Origin of the sequence: Streptomyces hokutonensis (genome assembly GCF_000376565.1) — a bacterium.
In the GTDB taxonomy this organism is placed as follows: domain Bacteria; phylum Actinomycetota; class Actinomycetes; order Streptomycetales; family Streptomycetaceae; genus Streptomyces; species Streptomyces hokutonensis.
Map to the genome: position 1 here is coordinate 128,523 of NZ_BARG01000044.1, position 15,704 is coordinate 144,226.

Below are 15,704 nucleotides of genomic sequence, written 5' to 3' on the forward strand. Positions count from 1 at the left end.
GGCAGCTCGCCTATGTGTGGCGTTTGTGCAGTTCGATGGCCAGTGGTGTGGCGGTGAACATCGAGGAGTAGGTGCCCACCGCGAGGCCGATGAGGAGGGCGAGGGCGAAGTCGGTCAGGCTGTCGCCGCCGAGGACGGCCAGCACGCTGAGGATGAATGCGGCGCCCATGCCGGTGTTGACAGTGCGGGGCAGGGTCTGCAGGAGCGCATGGTTGGCGATGCAGGCGAAGGGCATCTTGCGGTCGCGGCGGCTCAGTTCCCGGATTCGGTCGAAGACGACGACGGAGTCGTTGACGGAGTAGCCGATGACGGTCAGCAGCGCGGCCAGGAAGACACCGTCGACGGGTTTGCCGAGCCAGGCGAAGATGCCGATGAGGATCACGATGTCGTGGGCGAGGGCGGCGACCGCGGAGGTGCCCAGCAGCCAGCGGAACCGTGCCGCGAGATAGATCAGCTGGGCGGCGAGGGCGACAGCGAGGGCGATGAGGGCGCCTTGGCGTAGTTCCTTGCCGAGGCTGGGTCCGATGGCTTCGTCGCGGATCTTGTCGGCTTGGTGGGTCAGGTCAGTGATGGTGTCGGTGATGGTCGCTGCCTGGGTGTTGCTCAGGTGGTGGGTACGGACGGTGAGCTGGTTCTCGCCGGAGGTCTGGACGACGGCCCGGGGGAACCCCGCGTCGGCGAGCGCGGTGCGGGCCCGGTCGGCGTCGACGGGGGTGGCCGTGGTGTATTCGATGAGGCGGCCACCGGTGAATTCGACGCCGAGGTCGAGGCCGCGCACAGCGATGCCCGAGGCGGCAAGGACGAGGGCGGCGGCGGAGGCGGCCAGCCACCGGCGCGGATGGCGCATCAGGTCCGGATTGGTGCGGGCGAGGCGATCGCGGACGGTGCCGGTGTGGGCGATGCCGGTGAGGCGGGGTCGGCGGCGCAGGCGGGGCCGTGCGACGGCGTAGTCGGCTAGGGCGCGGGTGATGACGAGACCGCTGAGCATGGAGGCGAGGACGCCGATGCCCAGCGTGACGCCGAACCCGCGCACAGGCCCGGAGGCGAGGAAGAACAGCAGGCCAGCGGCGATGAGGGTGGTGATGTTGGAGTCGGCGATCGCGCTGAAGGCCCTGCGGAATCCGGCGGTCAGGCACGACCGCGGGGTGGGGCGGTGGCGAGAGGCATACTCCTCACGGGCGCGCTCGAAGACGAGCACGTTGGCGTCCACCGCCATGCCGATGGCCAGCACGAAGCCGGCGAGGCCGGGCAGGGTGAGGGTGGCGCCGAGGCCGGCGAGGGCAGCGTAGGAGATGAGGCCGTAGCAGGCCAGGGCGACGGTGGCCAGGGCGCCCATGAGCCGGTAGACGGCGATGATGAACAGCGAGGTCAGGGCGGTGCCGATGACGGCCGCCCAGGCGCTGGCCCTGATGGCTTCCGCGCCCAGGGTGGGGCCGACGGTGCGCTGCTCGACGGTCTCGACCGGCACCGGCAGGGCGCCGCCGTTGATGAGCAGGGCCAGCTCTTTCGCTTCGCTGTCGTTGAAGGTGCCGGTGATCTGGGTGGAGCCGCCGCTGATGCCGGAGCGGCAGGCGACGGACGGGTCGACCTGCGGCGAAGAGATGATCTTGTCGTCCAGGACGATGGCGACCCGGCGAGCCGAATGTCCGGCCGCGTGGCAGGCGGCCTCGCCGGTCAGGCGGGCCCACCCCTGTTCGCCCGATCCCCTGAAGTCGACGGTGACATGCCATCCGGCACCGCCCTGCTGGTCGAAACGGGCCGCTGCTCTCTCGACGTCCTTGCCGGTCAGTGAAGGTGCCTGAAGGCGCAGAAGTTGGCCGGACTCGTTGGCCAACACCTCCTCGCGGGGCCGCTTGGGCAGCGGATTCGGCAGGTCGTCGGCGTTGGCTGCGGTGCCGAGCACTTGGTGGAAGGTGAGCTGGGCGGTGCGGCCGAGCACGTCGGCCGCCTCCCGGGGATCCTGCAGACCGGGCAGCTCGACGACGATCCGGTCGCTGCCGGAGCGGGCGATGGTGGGCTCGGTGACACCGAGCGCGTCGATACGGCCACGCAGCACCTCCACGGTGCGATCCGTCGCCTCTCCGTCGGCGTCGGCACCGGTGGTGGGGCGGGTTTCCAGCACGATCTGGGTGCCGCCCCGCAGATCGAGTCCGAGGTGGACGGGCACGGTGAGCGCGACGTACAGCGACAGGGCGACAGCGGCGAGGGCGATCAGCCCTCTGATGTGCGGGGATCGGTTCACAGCGGGCCTTCCGGCAGGCACACCGCGGCCAGAGCAGTGGCTGCGGTCGAGAAAGTCGAGAAAGGAAGAGGCAGAGGTTCAGATGCCGGAGAGTGAGGGCGGTCCCCTCACCCCGTGATGATGTGCCGGTTGCTCCGATGCGGGTGGGCCTACCGCCGGGACCGGGCACCGCGCGGGCTGGAGCGGGCCAGTCGCTGCCACAGCTGACGCGGCCGGGGTGGAGAGCGGCGGAGCATGACGCTCCCCGGTGACATCCCGATGGCTCCGTACAGCGGCGGCGGAGACGGCCGCGTCCGCGTTGTCCGCGGACGGCTCGCCGGAATGCGCGGGACCGTACGGCGACTCGGCCTCGGCCGTGAGCACTGCGCCGCCGGATACACGGGGGTGCTCGCTGCTGAGAACCGAGGAGCTGAACAGGGTGACGAGGACGGTGAGCAGGACGGCCCACACGGCTGCCGAACCCGGGCCGTGCGTGCGCGGAACGGTGTGCCGCGCCGAGCGGGCCATCGTCCTCTCCCTTCCCTGCAGGTGGCGGCCTGCCAGCAGCGGTCCGGAGCCGCAAGGCCCGGTGGGGGAGCCGGCAGCCGGAGCCCTGAAGCAGTCAGGCCGGCTCAGGCTTCGATGAGGCCGGCGCGGATCGCGTAGCGGGTGAGCTCCAGCCGGTCACGCAGGCCGAGCTTGTGCAGCAGGTTCTCCCGATGCCGGTGGACGGTATTGATGCTGATGAACAGCATCTCGGCGATCTCCTTGGAGGAGTGGCCCTCGGCCACGAGCTTGAGGACCTCCTCTTCGCGCGCGGTCAGTACCTGATCGGGCGGCTCCTCACCGCGGCGGACCCGGTCGAGATAGTTGCGGATGAGTGCGGTGACCGCACCCGGATACAGAAAGGGCTCGTCGCGCATGGCGGCCCGGCATGCTGCTACCAGATCGCGATCCGCCACGGATTTGAGTACATATCCGCTGGCGCCGGCCTTCAGCGCCTGGAAGAAGTACTGCTCGTTGTCGTGCATCGTCAGCATCAGCACCCGCACCCTGGGCTTGACCGCGAGGAGTTCCCTGGTGGCCTGCAGGCCGGTCATCCGGGGCATGGCGATGTCCATCACCGCCAGGTCGACCTCATGGGTGCGGGCCAGCTCGATGGCCTCCGCGCCGTCACCGGCCTCGACGACGACCTCCAGGTCCGGCTCCCGGTCGAGGATAAGCCGCACCCCACGACGTACCAGCGCATGGTCATCGGCCAGAAGGATACGGATCACGGTGGTGTCGGGCGTGGTCATGGCTGCTTCCTGAGGAGGGGCACGGTCAGCCGGACGGTCGTACCGGCCTGTGGTGTGGCGACAACGTCCAGGGTGGCTCCGATCAGCAGGGCCCGCTCCCGCATTCCGCGGATTCCCGCCCCCTCGCGGGCGACCACGTTGCCGCGGCCGTCGTCGACGACGGCCAGCACCACCACTCCGTCGGCGTGGTGCAGGCTCATCTCCACCTGGTCGGCCTCGGCGTGGCGGGCCGCGTTGGTCAGCGCTTCCTGGGCGACGCGGTACAGCACCAGTTCCGTCTGCCGGTCCAGCGTCGGCAGACCGGTCTCGAAGCGACGCACCACCCGCAATCCGGCGTGGGTGGCGAACTCGGTGGTCAGCGAGGTCAGGGCGCTGACCAGACCGAGGTCCTCCAATACGCCCGGCCGCAGCCGACGCGCCAGCCGCCGTACCTCGTCCAGGCTCCCCCTGGTGATCTCCTGTACTTGCCGCAGGTCACCGCGCAGGGGCTCGTCCGCCTCGTCCGCGGCCCGCTCCAGCGACAGCAGTATCGCGGTCATGCTCTGGCCCACCTCGTCGTGCAGTTCCTGGGCGATGCGGCGCCGCTCTGCCTCCTGCGCGAGCAGGACGCGGGCGCTGCTGGACGCCCGCTCGTGCTCGAGACGCTCTAGCATGGCGTTGAAGGTGCGGATCAGTTCGGCGGTCTCACCACGTCCCCCTTCCGGCAGCCGTTGCCCGGGACGCAGCAGATCGACCGTGGACATCAGCCGTGTGAGCCGGTCGAGCGGGGCCAGGCCGATGCGCAGCAGGGCCGCGTTGGCGACCAGCATGACGACCAGGCCGGACACGAGGATGACCGCTTCGGTCAAAACCACCGGCACCGAGACGGTCACCGGAGCCCACAGCAGCAGCGCGGTGGCGCTTCCGAGCACGACCGCGTTGAGCGCGAAGATCCGCCAGAACAGGGACACCGGGACGACGCCTTCCTTTGGTGACACGGCATTGCCTCTACTGTCGGTCACCGCGCACCCCGAGCATGAACTGCGGCCACTTGGCTTGACCGGCCTGCTGCCCAGCCTGCCCGCTCCCGGTTCCACCGTCGATGGGCTCTCATGCCCATTTCCCGCACCTGGGCGTGCCCACGCCGCGATGGGTCCTGGGCCCTGCCGTAAATGGGTATCGCGCCCGATGGGTTTTGCGCGGGATAACGGTCACGGTGGAGACATGAACCGCCACCCGTGATGTCTGGCACTCGCCCCTCTCCCCGACGACTCCCCTGCCCGGCATGATCCGCCTCGTAGAAAGTAGGAGCCACCATGTCACTCGATATGCGTCAGGCCGAAACCCGCCTTGAGCGGCTGACGGTGCACGAGGCCCTCCAGCGCCTCGAACACGAACGTGCCTCCCGCCTCACGCAGTTGCGGGCCATCGACGAGGCCGAGGCGGAAGCGGAGGAACATGTGATGGCCGCGCAGAAAGGCACCATCCTGCGGGTCCTTACCGAGGTCGAGGCCGCCCTCGCCCGTGTCCAGGACGGCAGCTACGGCAGCTGCCAGGGCTGCGCCAAGCCCATCCCGGTCGAGCGCCTGGAAATCCTGCCCCACACCCGGTTCTGCGTGCCCTGCCAGCGCAACGCCCGCTGACGACGACCGCCCGTCCGCCCTCCGTCTCCCGCGCTGCCCAAGGGGTGAAATGGTGAACCATCAGATCATCGACGGCGACCGCAGAACGACCCTGTCGACCCAAGACCTCGCCGCACTGCGCGAAAACCTGCACGAGCAACGCCTGTTCCGCCAGGAACAGCTGCAGCAGCTCTCAGCCGCCGCCACGACCCGCACCGACGCGTTGCGCTCCCGGCAGACCGCCTCCCAGCTTGAGGTCCGCGTCAAGCTCGCCGCCTCCGCCCGCATGGTCCTGGCCGACGTCGAAGCCGCCCTCACGCGGATGGACCAAGACCGCTACGGCCCCTGCCACCTGTGCTGCGCGCCCATCGCCCGCGAGCGACTGATGATCGTGCCGCAGGCCCGCTACTGCGCCCGTTGCCAACAGGTCAGGCAGGCCAACCGATGAGTACCCCGTCCGTGTCCCCCCTCACCGCCCGGCATCGCACCTGGCCCTGCTGCCGGCAGTGCTTCGGCATCGCCCTTGATCTGGGCAGCGCCCGCACCCGGGCCTGGATATCCGGCCGACGGATGATCCTCGACGTACCCACGGTCACCTTCCCAGGCACCGGTGCCACGTACCCCATTCAGCGCGGCACCATCGTCGACACCCCCGGAACCGCCCGAATGCTCGACCGGCTGCTCGGCCACCGCCTGCCCCGCATCGGCCGCCCCCTACTCATCCTCACCACCCCCGTCTTGGGCGGAGTCGCCTACCGGACCGAAGCCCGCACCGCGGTCGAGATCTTGCGCCCGCACACGGTCCTGACCGTCCCCACTGCACGAGCCGTGGCCACGGCCGCAGACGCCGACCTGACCCGCCCCCTGCTCGTCGTGGACGTCGGCGCCCACGTCACCGAGGCCACGCTCCTCGCCGACGGTGTGGTGATCGACGCCCACCACAGCGCCCTGGGCACCAGCGACCTGGACAGCCGCACCCCGCCTGCACAGATCGCCGACGCGGTCGTCGAGATGGTGACCACCATGCTGGACCAGGACCACACCTCCCAGACCCTCGACGCCCTCCAGCGAGGCGCCCTCCTGGCTGGAGGAGGCGCGTTGCGCCCCGACATCATTTACCGCCTCACCAGCCGACTGTGTGCCCCCGTCGACCAAGTTCCCGCTCCGCACACCGCCGCAGTCCGCGGCGCCGCGAAACTCCTCCGGGCCGCCCACGCCCACCCAGCCGCCACCGGAATCACCAACGCTACGCACCCCCACTAGCTCATCAACCGTCCGCGGCTGCGCCCGGGCGACGCTCATGCGAAAGAAGAAGCCCGTGGTGAGCGTGAAAAGCGGCAGCGCCGCCTGCGCGGTACGCGAGCCCAGCCCGTGCGCGCCGTGCCCCGCCGCGTACCCAATGCTGTACACCGCGACCGCCACTACGACCGCCCCGGCCACCGCCATGAACAGACCCGCCAGCGCGTCCACCGCCAGATGCACCCCGGCCAGCGGCAACACCTCCGGGAACGTGGCTGCCCAGCTGCTTCCGCCCAGTGCGGCCACCCCCGCCGCACAACCGCCCACCCCCACACCAGCCGTCAGGGCTCCAACGACAGGAACGCGCAGCCGGTACGGCAGTACGACTCCGGCCAGCGCGCCCGCGCCGCCCAGCGCGATGGCCGTCGCGAGAGCGGCCGGAATCACACTCACCGCCCGGTCACTCTTCGCAGCGCCGCGACGATCTCGCCCGGTTCCGGAGGGCAGCCGGGAACCTGAAGATCCACCGGTACGACATCGGAGACCGCGCCTTCGACGCCGTAACCGCCCGCGAACTCACCGCAGTTGATCGCGCAGTCGCCGACCGCGACCACCAAGCGCGGCTCTGGCATCGCGGCGACCGTGCGGCGCAGCGGCTCGGCCATGTTCCGGGTCACCGGTCCGGTCACGAGGGCCACGTCGGCGTGCCGGGGCGAGGCCACCAGGCGGGCGCCGTAGCGCTCGGCGTCGTAGACCGGGTTGAAGGCGCCCGCGATCTCGATCTCGCAGCCGTTGCACGAGCCCGCGTCCACGCACCGCACCTGCACCGAGCCGCCGAACTCCCTGGCCGCGGGGAGCGGTTCGCCCTCCGGCCTGAGCGGGGCGGGCTCGGCCACCCGTCCGGTGTCGCGGATCTTGCGCAACAGGCCCATGAACCCTCCCTGACACGGTGAGGACAAGGTCGCGGGCGTCCAACAGGCTGCCCGCGACCGGAGTGACGTCGCTCGGGGGTGAAGCGACCGCCTCCCGGTACCAGAGAGCGCTGTCAACTCTCGGGAGGCGGCCGCCGCTTGAGGGCCGTCGCTACGACGGCGGTTTCGTCTGCATCTGCGCTGCCTGCAGATCGGCGAGCAGTTCGGCCTGCCCGGCGAGCACGCCGGACAGGATGGTGCGGGCGACCCGGAGCAGCTCGGCGATGTCCGGGCTGGTCAGCGAGTAGTACACGGTGGAGCCCTCTTTGCGGGTCACCACCAGGTTCGCCCGCCGCAGCACCGCGAGCTGCTGGGACAGGTGGGCAGCCTCGATGCCCACCTCGGGCAGCATCTCCGCCACCGCGTGCTCGCGCTCGCTCAGCAGCTCCAGCACCCGGATGCGGGCCGGGTGGCCGAGCGTCTTGAAGAACTCGGCCTTCAGTTGGTACAGCGGCGTACTCATCGTCCCGTCGCCTCCCGCGCGCAGCAGCACGGCCGCACCGGACCGTCCTCGGCCCATCGCATCCACCCACTCGTCACACACATGCGGCCCATCCTCGCCTGCGGCAGCGGCCACACCGAATCCGCGCACCAGAAACCGGGCCACCCGAAAACAGCAGTGCCGACCTCAACAATTGCTAAGATTAGCAACTCCATAGGTCATGTGAGGGAGGCTTGCGTGAGAATCATTCCGCTGCGCGGCCCCGGGGTCTCCTGGTACAAGTGCCCCGCCTGCCGCCTAAAGTGCCGCCCTACCGCCGTGGGTCCGGAGGGCGCGTGTCCCCGGTGTGGGCACGCCCACATGATGCGGCTGTCCTTCGGCGGTCGGCGCACCTCCTCCACGCCGGGCGGCGACGACCGGAGCTGACCCGCGCACGGCAAGCGGACCATAAGGGAGTGGGGCATGGGTGACTGGGCCGGCCAGTCTGGAAATGGGATCCGCTTCGAGTGGGGGCCGGCCGGAGCGGGCCGCCTCGCCGGGGAGGCCGCCTGTGTGGTCATCGTCGACGTGCTGTCCTTCACCACGGCGCGGTGAGCGTCGCTGTCGAGGCGGGCATCCAGGTGCTGCCGTTCTGGGTGCCGGACGGCTATGCCGCCCCGGTCGAGCGGGCCGCGGCGGCGAAGGCCGCCGCCGTGTACGCAGGGCAGTGCGGGGCGCGGCTGGCCCTCCCCCGCCACGCCGTCACCTCCGAGAGTCCCTGGTCCCTCTCCCCGGCCCACCTGCGCCGCGCCCCCACTGCCGCACGCCTGGTGCTGCCCTCCCCGAGCAGTGCGGCCATCGCGGCGGCTGAGGCGCCGCGCGTGCGGGTGGTCGCCGCCTGCCTGCGCAACAATCCTTGCGGTCGGCGACTGGCCTCACCGCCCATGGTTATGGCACGTCCAACCGTCCGGTGGCCGTAATTGCCGCGGGTGAGCAGTGGCCGGACGGCAGCCTGCGCCCCGCGCTGGAGGACCTGCTCGGCGCCGGTGCCCTCATCTGCGACCTGCACGCCCAGGGCGCGGGACCCATGTCCGTTGAGGCAGCCGCCGCGAAAGCGGCCTATGAGGGCACCGCCGACCTCAGGCGCGTGGTCGCCGGCTGCGCCTCCGGCCGGGAGCTGGCCGCGACGGGTTTCGTCGAGGATGTGGCCATCGCGACGGAGGAGGACGTCAGCACCGTCGTATCCGTACGGGACGGCGACGGCGCCTTCGCCCCCGGCTGACCCCGGCGGACTCACTCCTGTGCGGGGTCTGTGCTCGGCCAGCCTGTTGTGCGCCACTCGTGGCGGCCCTGTGCCGGTTCGGCGTGCCGCGTGCTGTGTGCCACGAGCGCGCCGGCCAGATCGCTGTGCACGGTGATGGGCGGACAGTCCGCGTCGGGCACGAGGGAGCCGTCTGCGGGGATCGCGGCCAGTTCCAGGCCGCGACCCGCTGCGGCGAGATGGCGTGCGGCCTCGGTGATCGCCGTCTGGCCCTCGGCCGACCAGCCGCGCAGCGCGGTCAGGTCGACGATGACCGGACCGCTCGCGCGCTGGACCACCCAGCCGATGGCACCGGCGAAGCGGTGGACGGCGTCCGGGCCCAGATATCCCGAGACGGACAGGACGCCGAGTTCCTGCTCGACGGTGTAACGCCACTCGATGGTCATGATCGTCAACTTCCTTGCACGTCAGCCGGTCTGCTTCACAGGGGGAGGGTGATCCAGATGCTCTTGCCCCTGCCGTCGGCATCGCCCCGGACGACCGCCGTGCCGCCCAGGCCGAGGGTGAGCTCCATGACGGTCGTCAGGCCGCCGGACCCGGCATCGATGAGCGTCGCGTACAGCGCCGGCTGATGGGGGTGACGGTCGTGCACGGCGAAGGCCAGGGTGTCCTCGCCGGCGGCGTAGATAACAGTCAGCTGAGGAGAGAGTTCCGCGGCGTGCCGGACGCTGTTGGTGACCAGTTCGCTCAGGATCAGCAGGGCCGGATCGACGGTGGGATGGCGGGGGTTTATGCCCCACTCGGCCAGTGCCCGCTCGGCGGTCTCCCGGGCCGTGCGGACCGCGGACGGCATCGTGGGCAGGGTCAGTACATGCCGGTGAGGCAGGGCCTCCAGCCGGGTCCTCATCACGCCTCCGCGCGAGCGAAGCGGAATCCGGTGACGGTCCGGGGGTGCAGGCGCAGCAAGGTGTCGTGCGGGCCGTGCGTCCAGCCGCTGAGAGTGCGCCGGTAGTGGGCGGCCTCGTCGGGGTCGGTGATCATGTCGGCCCGTCCGGCTACGGTGACGCTCCAGCCCGTGCCGGTGACCACGCGTACCTCGTCCACGTGGTAGGTCACGTCGAAGGGAACCGCAGCGGCAGGGGCGGGGGTACGCACCACCAGCCGCCCGTACTCCCAGGTGGGATGGCCGGGCCGGATGACGGTCACCTCCCGCTGCGGGTACACCAGCCGCCCCAGGACGCTGCCCTCCAGCAGCCATAGGGCTTCGGTACCGGAGACCTCGACCATGCGCAGCGATGCGGGCAGAGTGCTCATCCGACGGTTTCCTCTGTTTCCTCGCTGACGGGCCGGGGCGACTGGGCGGGGAGCGGCCACATGACACCGGCGCATTCCAGGTAGGTGCGGGCGCCCCGGATCGCCTCGGGTGTGGTGGCGTACTCGCGCCCCTCCAGACACAGCAGCTCCAACACGCCGACCGAGTCCAGGACCTGGCGCTGGCCAGGACGTATCCCCGAGGTCATGACGGCGATGCCCCGCCGCTGGAGCTTGTCCACCGCGTCCTTGAGGACGAGCGCACCCGTGGCGTCGATGGTGCTCACCCGGGACATGCGCAGGATGACGACGCGGACGTCGGCGACTTCCGCCAGCTCCAGCAGAAAGCGGTGGGCACCGGCGAAGAACAGCGGGCCGTCGATGCGATAGGCGACGATGTGCTCGGCCAGCAGCGCATGCTCCTCGGCGCTGTGATCACCACGGTCGAGCGGGACCTCTTCGAGGCGGGCCTGCAGGGCCACGGCACGCAGGGCGAGGACGCCCGCCACTGCCAGGCCGATGATCACCGCGTAGACGAGGTCGAGGGCGAGCGTGGCCACGGCGGTCAGCACCAGGATCAGCGCGTCGGAACGGGTCGCCTTCGCCATCGCCCGCAGCGAGCCGACCTCGACCATGCGGACGGCGGTCGCCAGCAGCACGCCCGCCAGCGCGGCAAGCGGAATCTTCGAGACGAGCGGGGAGGCCGCGAAGACGATCACCGCGAGGACCGCGGCATGGACCAGGGAGGCGAGCCGCGAGCTCGCACCGGTACGGACGTTGACCGCGGTCCGCGCGATCGCGCCGGTCGCCGGCACACCGCCGAACAGCGGGGCGGCGATGTTGGCCAGCCCCTGACCGAACAGCTCCCGGTCCGGATCATGCTTCTGACCGACCGTCATCCCGTCCGCCACCGAGGCCGACAGCAGCGACTCCAGCGCGGCCAGCGCCGCCACCGCCACCGCCGGGGCAAGCAGCGAGCCGAGTGCCCCCAGGTCCAGGAAGGCGAGGGAAGGCGCGGGCAGGCCGGACGGCAGGTCACCGATCGGCTTCGCCGCGTCCAGGCCGGCGAGCTGCGCCACCACCGTCGCCGCGATCACCGCGAGGATGGAGAAGGGGACCGTGGGCCGCCAGCGGGCGCCGATCAGCATGACGGCGGCGACGGCCAGGGCGAAGGCGGCGGCGGTCCAGTTCGGGTGCTGCGCGAACTCCTGCAGTGCGTGCCAGGCCACCACGAGGACGCGGTCGCCCCCCGGCTTGGGCACGCCCAGGGCGTTGGGGATCTGCTGCAGCCCGATCACGCAGGCGATGCCCAGAGTGAAACCCTCGACGACCGGCGCGGGCACGTACTGCATGTACTTGCCGGCCTTCAGCACCGCCAGGACGACGAGCATCACCCCCGCCATCAGGCCGACGGTCAGCACCCCGCCCGTCCCGTGCTCGGCGACGATGGGCACCAGCACCACCGTCATCGCACCGGTCGGACCGGACACCTGCAGATTCGAGCCGCCGAACACCGCGGCCAGCGCTCCCGCGATCACCGCGGTCGCCAGCCCCGCCTCCGCGCCGAGCCCGGAGGAGACCCCGAAACCGAGCGCCAGCGGCAGCGCGACGATCGCCACCGTCAGGCCGGCCAGCAGGTCCCGGCGCGGATCCCGGCGCATCTGGGCCAGATCACCGCGGCCGGGCAGCAGCCCGGCAAGCCGGCCACCCACCCGGCCCAGCAAGACTCTCATCACGCGGAAACCCCGGTATCCCGCAGCTGGGCCAGCAGCTCCTTCTGCCCGGCCAGCACGTCACTCAGGATCCGGCGCGCCACCCGCATCAGGTCGGCAACATCCCCGCTGGCCAGCGCATACACCACCGTGGAGCCCTCACGCCGGGAGGTGACAATGCCCGAGCGGCGCAGCACCGCCAGCTGCTGCGACAGGCTGGAGGGCTCCACCTCGATCGCAGCCAGCAGCTCCCGTACCGGCATCGGCCCCTCCTGCAGCAGCTCCAGCACCCGTATCCGTACGGGATGCCCCAGCATCCGGAAGAACTCAGCCTTGGCCTGATACAGCGGAACGGACACGGCTTCCTCGCCTTCCCGACGGCGCCCCACCCGGCGCAGACATAACGGCTGTGCCCGCGGCTACCGGCGACGGACACAGCCAGCACAGCATCTAATGAATTGCGAAATTTTGCAATTCAGCATCATGTTGCTGCCCGGCAGACTTCTCCATGCAGGACGGCGGACCGAAAGGAAGGCGGTGGCCGTCGGCTGCGGTCAGGCTTTCTTGACCACACTGGACTTGAGCTGCATCGCACCGAAACCGTCGATCCTGCAGTCGATGTCGTGGCCGTCGACCCCGTCGACCAGCCGGATGCCGCGCACCTTGGTGCCGGCCTTGATCCCCGAGGGACTCCCCTTGACCTTGAGCGCCTTGACCACGACCACGGCGTCACCGTCCTGCAGCGCATTGCCCACCGCGTCCTTGACGACCCTCCCCCAGCCTTCGGCCGGGGGGACCCCCATCTCGCTGCGCTCGCCAGCAACGTCCCCGCCCTGTGCGCCACTCTCGGCGGGAACCCACTCGTGGCCGCACTCCGGGCACACCACCAGGGCGTTCATCTCGTAGGTGTACTCACACGAACACTTCGGACAAGCAGGAAGGTTCTCGATCATCCGCTCAGGGTATCCGGCGCGGGCTTCCGGCCCGGGGGTGAGGCCACAGCCCCCACCCAGCGCCGGGACATGCTATTGCGGCTGCGGGAGGACGAGACGTTGACGGGCGATCAACTCGTCCGTGCTCGACTTCGCCCGCATGCATCCTCCCAGGCCGCAGACCCACAGTGATCGTCCCACGTGCATTCCCACGATCAGTACTGCACCTGTCGTTGATTTGAGACTTATACAGTAGGATGCCAAGGGCCCCCGCGTCGGCCGTCGGTGCGAAGCGCACAAGTTCACGGTGGCAGGCTCATATGGACGATTCCTCCGTATCGCTGATGCCAGCGGCGAGTTGGCCGATCGAGGGGACCCCAAGGAATACAGGTGAGTCTCTTCGCTCCTGCCTAGAAAAGAGCTGTGCGATCTTCTCTTCTGCGGCTGCAAGGCTGACCGAGAGCCCTTCGACTTCACCCAACCACCCTTCCCTCTCAGCCTCAGCGATTCTTTCGCGGAGGTTGTCACGGATCTCTTCGAACCTGGGTCTATCGCTCGGTCCGACGATGAGAACAGGGCAGCGGACGCACGCATGCTCATGAGCGCAGTCTGTCCCGTAAGCCCGCCCGCATTCTCCGAGTGCCAGTTTCCTTTTCTGCCAGTGTCCAAGAAACTCGTCCCATTCCTGCGAGGTGATCGTGCGGTACTCTTCAGTCGGCCTGGTCTGGCGACGTCTGGCGATAAACGCACGGTGTGCCTCAATGGCGTCAGACGGGTAGATGGCGGCGTATCCCATTGTGGTGTTGATGCTCTCGTGGCCCGCGATGATTTGGGCAATGTGCGGGGGCAGGCCATTGAGGATGGCATCGGTGATGAAGATCCTTCGGAAGTCGTGCGGCTGGAAGTGCAACGGCTCGCCATCCTTGCCGAGGAGACCGGAGGCTTCTAGCGTGTCGTTCAAGGCTGTTCGGAGAAAGGCGCCTGAGACGGGGCGGCGCTCTCCGCTGACGGGCCATTGATAGAGGACCGGCATCGGTGGATTCCAGGTCCTCTCGTGTATGTCGTAGGTGGGGATGGCCGGAATCTGGCCGTCGGACTGCCGGACGCGGGTGACGAGCGCGCTGAGAACGTCGGCGAGTTCGGGGTTGATGAGTAGCAGGCGTTCTTTCTCCGTCTTGGAGGGGGCGATCTGCAGTAGAGGGACGATTTCTCCGGTGGTGGGCAGTGTGTAGCGGATGATGCTGTGGTGGCTGAGTTCCAGAAGCTCCTCAGCCCTGATGCCTGTATTGCGGAGGATTTCGATGGTTGCCCAGGCGAAGAAAGCCTGCTTCTCTTCTGCGCGGGGGCTTCGGCGTTTCCCGTGTGCGTCCCAGACATGCCCCGGCCGCCGGTCAGCCCGCCGGGAGGTCTGAGGCAAGGTGAAGGTCTCGCCGAGAACGGTGACCGCAGTGCCCAACGGCGCGGCGTCGACAGCATCGAGACGGGCTGTGGCCTCTTTGAGGCGGCGATCAGCGACGCGAACGAGCAGTGGCAGGACGGGCAGACGCTCACGCGTGCGCCGGTCTGATCTGGATTTCTGCTCCCGCTCCATCTTTCTGGCGCCGCAGTCGCCTTCGCTGATCGGGCTCGGAGCGGCCCACGGGCCCCACCGCTCGGGCTCATCAAGGGCCCATTCAGCGATGTCGAGGTAAAACGCCCGCACGTTCATCTTCACGGCTGCCGCGCTGGCCCGTGGCGCGGTGATCTCGGCTGTGGTGCCGTCCGGCTGACGCCGCCGGACGGTCTTCACGGCGATGCGGGTCTTCCACGCCTCGCTCACCTCGCTCGGCAGCCGCAGGCTGTCGACACCGGGGTGGTGGCGTTCCAGGTCAGCCCAGAACAGGCCCACCAGATGGTTGGCCAGGACCAACAGGGTGGTGTAGTCGAGTGAGGGTTGGCGTTCGGTGAGGTAGTCGACGAGGAGGTCGCGGACTGGTCTGCAACGTAAGGGGAAGCGGTCGACGAGACTTGCGGGAGCGACCTGTCCGCTCCGGGCCGGGAGGTTCTGCAGCGTGGCCGGGGCGTCTGAAGGGAACTGGTCACGGGCGCGCAGCCACGTGTAGGCGCGCAGGACAGGACCATTCTGGGCGTTTTGGATTGCCTTGATCTGTAGGAGTGTGAGCAGGTCGCCCACCACGATGTCATCGACGCCGCCGCCGTGAGACGCGACGATCAAGGCGATGACTTTCAGCGCCTCCGAGGCCGGAGAGGTAGCCAACTCACCCGAGGGGATCTGAGCCGACAGGCGCGCGAAGCCGTCAGGATCACGCGCTGCAGCGATGGCGGGCCGAAGCTGGCGCGACGAGTTGGGAGAAAGCCACTGCAGGCTAGGCCGGATGACGTCCGCGCTGATCAGAGCCAACATGCCGGAGGGAGCGGCATCCTGGCGAGGCTTCCTCCCCTCACCGAGGCGCCAGGCCATGAGCGCCTCGCTCCAGCCGGCATAGGCGTCAGCGGCGGGGCTGGCTTCCCACCGCTGTTGCCAAGTGTCGCCAGGAAAAGTCTCCAGCCAGTCCAGTAGCATCCTGGCGCCGCCCATCCGCACGGACTGAGCACTGTCGGTCGTAGCTCTGAAGGGCCGCCGTTGCAGTCGGTCGACAACGGCCTCCCGGGAAAGCCGAGTTGCCCGCCATGATGCTGCTCGGAGGCGCGGAGGGAAGGCTCGTAGCAGGGCCGCGGCCTCTTCTCCTCGCAGATT

The 15,704-nt window shown here is 69.5% G+C and carries 18 protein-coding genes; 6 read left to right on the top strand and 12 right to left on the bottom strand.

Annotated elements, in window-relative coordinates:
- Positions 1–10: 10 nt before the first annotated feature.
- From secD to SSP08S_RS26840, 3 genes are all read right to left on the bottom strand, one after another.
- On the bottom strand, positions 11–2,242 hold the full coding sequence (gene secD / locus SSP08S_RS26830) for a protein translocase subunit SecD (protein ID WP_019070725.1): 2,232 nt from the start codon (positions 2,240–2,242) through the stop codon (positions 11–13).
- Positions 2,243–2,853: 611 nt separating this feature from the next.
- Positions 2,854–3,519: a response regulator transcription factor gene (locus SSP08S_RS26835; protein WP_019070726.1), complete on the bottom strand. Its 666-nt coding sequence runs from the start codon at positions 3,517–3,519 to the stop codon at positions 2,854–2,856.
- The gene (locus SSP08S_RS26840) at positions 3,516–4,469 is read right to left on the bottom strand and encodes a HAMP domain-containing sensor histidine kinase (protein WP_019070727.1); all 954 of its coding nucleotides are present in this window, start codon (positions 4,467–4,469) and stop codon (positions 3,516–3,518) included. The genes SSP08S_RS26835 and SSP08S_RS26840 overlap by 4 nt, the downstream gene beginning before the upstream one ends.
- Before the next feature lie 345 nt (positions 4,470–4,814).
- Between SSP08S_RS26840 and SSP08S_RS26845 the strand changes: the two genes are divergently transcribed.
- The 3 genes from SSP08S_RS26845 to SSP08S_RS26855 are packed head-to-tail and all read left to right on the top strand — an operon-like array spanning position 4,815 to position 6,383.
- A complete protein-coding gene (locus tag SSP08S_RS26845) occupies positions 4,815–5,141 on the top strand; it encodes a TraR/DksA C4-type zinc finger protein (protein WP_026178853.1) in 327 nt (108 codons plus the stop codon).
- Between the two features lie 49 nt (positions 5,142–5,190).
- The gene (locus SSP08S_RS26850; protein WP_019070729.1) at positions 5,191–5,568 is read left to right on the top strand and encodes a TraR/DksA family transcriptional regulator; all 378 of its coding nucleotides are present in this window, start codon (positions 5,191–5,193) and stop codon (positions 5,566–5,568) included.
- The gene (locus SSP08S_RS26855; RefSeq protein ID WP_026178854.1) at positions 5,565–6,383 is read left to right on the top strand and encodes a rod shape-determining protein; all 819 of its coding nucleotides are present in this window, start codon (positions 5,565–5,567) and stop codon (positions 6,381–6,383) included. Before SSP08S_RS26850 ends, SSP08S_RS26855 begins: the two co-directional genes overlap by 4 nt.
- 425 nt (positions 6,384–6,808) lie before the next feature.
- Here SSP08S_RS26855 and SSP08S_RS56000 read toward each other — a convergent pair whose 3' ends face one another.
- Positions 6,809–7,291 carry an NADH-quinone oxidoreductase subunit B family protein gene (locus SSP08S_RS56000; RefSeq protein ID WP_019070731.1) on the bottom strand — a complete coding sequence of 161 codons (483 nt, stop codon included), beginning with the start codon at positions 7,289–7,291 and terminating at the stop codon, positions 6,809–6,811.
- A gap of 151 nt (positions 7,292–7,442) precedes the next feature.
- Positions 7,443–7,793, bottom strand: a complete 351-nt coding sequence (locus SSP08S_RS26865; RefSeq protein WP_026178855.1) for an ArsR/SmtB family transcription factor — start codon at positions 7,791–7,793, stop codon at positions 7,443–7,445.
- A 441-nt stretch (positions 7,794–8,234) separates the two neighbouring features.
- On the opposite strand from SSP08S_RS26865, the gene SSP08S_RS64245 reads away from it, so the two are divergent.
- Genes SSP08S_RS64245 through SSP08S_RS63625 form a run of 3 tightly spaced genes read left to right on the top strand, consistent with a single transcriptional unit; the run spans position 8,235 to position 9,033 of the window.
- Positions 8,235–8,366 (top strand): hypothetical protein, encoded by a 132-nt coding sequence (locus SSP08S_RS64245; protein ID WP_019070733.1) that lies wholly within the window; start codon positions 8,235–8,237, stop codon positions 8,364–8,366.
- Positions 8,363–8,731, top strand: coding sequence for a hypothetical protein (locus SSP08S_RS63620; RefSeq protein WP_245607959.1), 369 nt, complete (start codon positions 8,363–8,365; stop codon positions 8,729–8,731). The genes SSP08S_RS64245 and SSP08S_RS63620 overlap by 4 nt, the downstream gene beginning before the upstream one ends.
- Positions 8,722–9,033 (top strand): 2-phosphosulfolactate phosphatase, encoded by a 312-nt coding sequence (locus SSP08S_RS63625; protein WP_019070735.1) that lies wholly within the window; start codon positions 8,722–8,724, stop codon positions 9,031–9,033. The genes SSP08S_RS63620 and SSP08S_RS63625 overlap by 10 nt, the downstream gene beginning before the upstream one ends.
- Before the next feature lie 11 nt (positions 9,034–9,044).
- On the opposite strand, the gene SSP08S_RS26875 is transcribed toward SSP08S_RS63625, so the two are convergent.
- The 7 genes from SSP08S_RS26875 to SSP08S_RS26905 all read right to left on the bottom strand — a co-directional run bounded on the left by SSP08S_RS26875 (position 9,045) and on the right by SSP08S_RS26905 (position 15,545).
- Positions 9,045–9,458 carry an STAS domain-containing protein gene (locus SSP08S_RS26875; RefSeq protein ID WP_019070736.1) on the bottom strand — a complete coding sequence of 138 codons (414 nt, stop codon included), beginning with the start codon at positions 9,456–9,458 and terminating at the stop codon, positions 9,045–9,047.
- Between the two features lie 35 nt (positions 9,459–9,493).
- Positions 9,494–9,919: an ATP-binding protein gene (locus SSP08S_RS26880; RefSeq protein WP_019070737.1), complete on the bottom strand. Its 426-nt coding sequence runs from the start codon at positions 9,917–9,919 to the stop codon at positions 9,494–9,496.
- Positions 9,919–10,326, bottom strand: coding sequence for a pyridoxamine 5'-phosphate oxidase family protein (locus SSP08S_RS26885; RefSeq protein WP_019070738.1), 408 nt, complete (start codon positions 10,324–10,326; stop codon positions 9,919–9,921). Before SSP08S_RS26885 ends, SSP08S_RS26880 begins: the two co-directional genes overlap by 1 nt.
- A complete protein-coding gene (locus SSP08S_RS26890; RefSeq protein WP_019070739.1) occupies positions 10,323–12,056 on the bottom strand; it encodes a SulP family inorganic anion transporter in 1,734 nt (577 codons plus the stop codon). The genes SSP08S_RS26885 and SSP08S_RS26890 overlap by 4 nt, the downstream gene beginning before the upstream one ends.
- Complete coding sequence (locus SSP08S_RS26895; RefSeq protein ID WP_019070740.1) at positions 12,056–12,394, bottom strand: ArsR/SmtB family transcription factor; 339 nt, start codon at positions 12,392–12,394, stop codon at positions 12,056–12,058. The genes SSP08S_RS26890 and SSP08S_RS26895 overlap by 1 nt, the downstream gene beginning before the upstream one ends.
- Positions 12,395–12,589: 195 nt before the next feature.
- Entirely contained in the window at positions 12,590–12,988 is a 399-nt protein-coding gene (locus SSP08S_RS26900; protein WP_019070741.1) for a zinc ribbon domain-containing protein YjdM, read from the bottom strand.
- A gap of 295 nt (positions 12,989–13,283) precedes the next feature.
- Positions 13,284–15,545 carry a tyrosine-type recombinase/integrase gene (locus SSP08S_RS26905; RefSeq protein WP_245607969.1) on the bottom strand — a complete coding sequence of 754 codons (2,262 nt, stop codon included), beginning with the start codon at positions 15,543–15,545 and terminating at the stop codon, positions 13,284–13,286.
- Between the last annotated feature and the right edge of the window lie 159 nt (positions 15,546–15,704).

Excerpts from the sequence above, each read along its gene's own strand:
- SSP08S_RS26835 (WP_019070726.1), bottom strand. The coding sequence starts at position 3,519 with ATGACCACGCCCGACACCACCGTGATCCGTATCCTTCTGGCCGATGAC.
- SSP08S_RS26845 (WP_026178853.1), top strand. The coding sequence starts at position 4,815 with ATGTCACTCGATATGCGTCAGGCCGAAACCCGCCTTGAGCGGCTGACG.
- SSP08S_RS26850 (WP_019070729.1), top strand. The coding sequence starts at position 5,191 with ATGGTGAACCATCAGATCATCGACGGCGACCGCAGAACGACCCTGTCG.
- SSP08S_RS26855 (WP_026178854.1), top strand. The coding sequence starts at position 5,565 with ATGAGTACCCCGTCCGTGTCCCCCCTCACCGCCCGGCATCGCACCTGG.
- SSP08S_RS56000 (WP_019070731.1), bottom strand. The coding sequence starts at position 7,291 with ATGGGCCTGTTGCGCAAGATCCGCGACACCGGACGGGTGGCCGAGCCC.
- SSP08S_RS26865 (WP_026178855.1), bottom strand. The coding sequence starts at position 7,793 with ATGAGTACGCCGCTGTACCAACTGAAGGCCGAGTTCTTCAAGACGCTC.
- SSP08S_RS64245 (WP_019070733.1), top strand. The coding sequence starts at position 8,235 with ATGGGTGACTGGGCCGGCCAGTCTGGAAATGGGATCCGCTTCGAGTGG.
- SSP08S_RS26875 (WP_019070736.1), bottom strand. The coding sequence starts at position 9,458 with ATGACCATCGAGTGGCGTTACACCGTCGAGCAGGAACTCGGCGTCCTG.
- SSP08S_RS26880 (WP_019070737.1), bottom strand. The coding sequence starts at position 9,919 with ATGAGGACCCGGCTGGAGGCCCTGCCTCACCGGCATGTACTGACCCTG.
- SSP08S_RS26885 (WP_019070738.1), bottom strand. The coding sequence starts at position 10,326 with ATGAGCACTCTGCCCGCATCGCTGCGCATGGTCGAGGTCTCCGGTACC.
- SSP08S_RS26890 (WP_019070739.1), bottom strand. The coding sequence starts at position 12,056 with ATGAGAGTCTTGCTGGGCCGGGTGGGTGGCCGGCTTGCCGGGCTGCTG.
- SSP08S_RS26900 (WP_019070741.1), bottom strand. The coding sequence starts at position 12,988 with ATGATCGAGAACCTTCCTGCTTGTCCGAAGTGTTCGTGTGAGTACACC.
- SSP08S_RS26905 (WP_245607969.1), bottom strand. The coding sequence starts at position 15,545 with ATGGGCGGCGCCAGGATGCTACTGGACTGGCTGGAGACTTTTCCTGGC.